Raw genomic sequence first — 1,583 nt, forward strand, 5'->3', positions numbered from 1 at the left:
GGGGTCGGGTCGCCGCCCGGCCGGGCGCGGTCTAGGCCGCGGGCCAGGCCGGACCGGCCGGGTCGGTGTCGCGGCGGCCGGTGAGGAGGGCGTCCGCGGTGCGCCAGGCGGTGGGCGTCAGCAGGGGGCGCAACCGCAGCAGCAGGGCCATGAGTTCGGCCCCGTGCCGGGCCCGGACGAGCGGGTCCACCCGGACCAGGTCGAGTTCGTCGGCGGCGATCAGCTCCGCCAGGTCCCGCCGCTGGGCCAGGGAGAGTGAGCGGGTCCGGCCGGTGAACCGCTCGACGTAACGGCCCGAGGGGTGGGTGAGCGTCGGGTAGGTCGCCGCCCGGTCGCAGACCCCGTACAGGTGGACCAGGGACTCGGCCTCCGGGCCGATCAGCAGGGCGAGTTCCGCACGCCGGGCCAGGCCCAGCACGGCCGGGGCGAACGCCTCGGTGCCGTAGGCGGCGTGGCACAGCCCCGCCAGCTGGAGCTCGGGCCGCGCGCCCCAGAGCACGAGCAGCGAACGGACCCGGACCAGGTGCTGCAGGAGCGTGCCGCCCGGATGGGCGATGGCGTCGGCGCCCAGGCGGCGTAACAGTACGACGGCCCGGTCGGCCGCCGGTGGGGGAGCGGGCACAGTGACGTGTCCTTTCGGCGGGAGGGGTCGGGTCGGCACCCGCGCGCACGAGACTGCCCGCCGGCCGTCGTGGAACCGGTCGGGTGCCGGAAGATGCGCGGGTTGCCGCCCGGGGCTGCCCTTCTTCACGATCGTGCTGCCTGGGGGCGAGGCAGGTCAATCCTTGGGTTCGCTTCCCAAGTCCCAGTGCCTGCTTGGGGGTTGCTAGCGTGTCGCTCGTGACTCTTGACGACCTGCGGGTGTTCGTGGCGGTGTGCCGGGCCGGATCGCTCAGCGCGGTGGCCCGCGAGCTGGGCTGCACCCAGTCCGCGGTGAGCCAGCACGTGAAGCGGCTGGAGAAGGAGACCCGTGTCAGCCTGCTGGAGCGCCAGCCGCGCGGGGTGGTGCCCACCGCCGCCGGGCGCATCCTGTGGGACGCGGCCTCCGACGGTCTGGCCGGCCTGGACCTGGCCCTGCGCCGCCTGGGGGACCTGGTCGACGGGGAGAGCGGCGCGGTCCGGGTGACCACCGGCGGCACCACCGTGCGGCACTTCATGGCCGACGCGATCGTCGACTTCCGCCGCCGCTACCCCCGCGTCAGCCTGGAGTTCCAGACCGAGACCTCCAGCCGCCGCTGCTTCGACGCGCTGCTGTCCAGCAACCTCGACCTGGCGTGGATCACCATCGGCGAGCCGGTCCGCGGCATCGAGCAGCGGCCCGCGATCGACCTGCCCTGGGTGCTCGCGGTCCGGGAGGGCGACCCGCTGGCGGGACGGGAGAGCGTCCGCGTCGCCGACCTCGCCGACCTCCGCCTGGTGCGGCTGCCGCCCAACTCCACCTCCGGCGGGCAGCTCGACGAGGCGTTCGCCGGGTCGGGCCTGCGCGCCGGGTCGGGCACCAGCGTGGCCGACTGGGACACCGCGCTGCTGCTGGCCGAACTGGGGCTGGGGCACGCGGTGGTCCCGGAGCTGCCGGGCATGCG

Annotated in this window: 2 protein-coding genes; one reads left to right on the plus strand and one right to left on the minus strand. The window is 75.4% G+C overall.

The window, feature by feature from the left end:
• Positions 1 to 31: 31 nt before the first annotated feature.
• Positions 32 to 622, minus strand: a complete 591-nt coding sequence (locus tag ACOV8S_RS18575; protein WP_448318939.1) for a DUF6817 domain-containing protein — start codon at positions 620 to 622, stop codon at positions 32 to 34.
• Positions 623 to 840: 218 nt separating this feature from the next.
• On the opposite strand from ACOV8S_RS18575, the gene ACOV8S_RS18580 reads away from it, so the two are divergent.
• Positions 841 to 1,583: LysR family transcriptional regulator (locus ACOV8S_RS18580; RefSeq protein WP_448318940.1), on the plus strand; the 743-nt coding region annotated here is incomplete at its 3' end.

The organism is Streptomyces sp. CO7 (genome assembly GCF_053474865.1).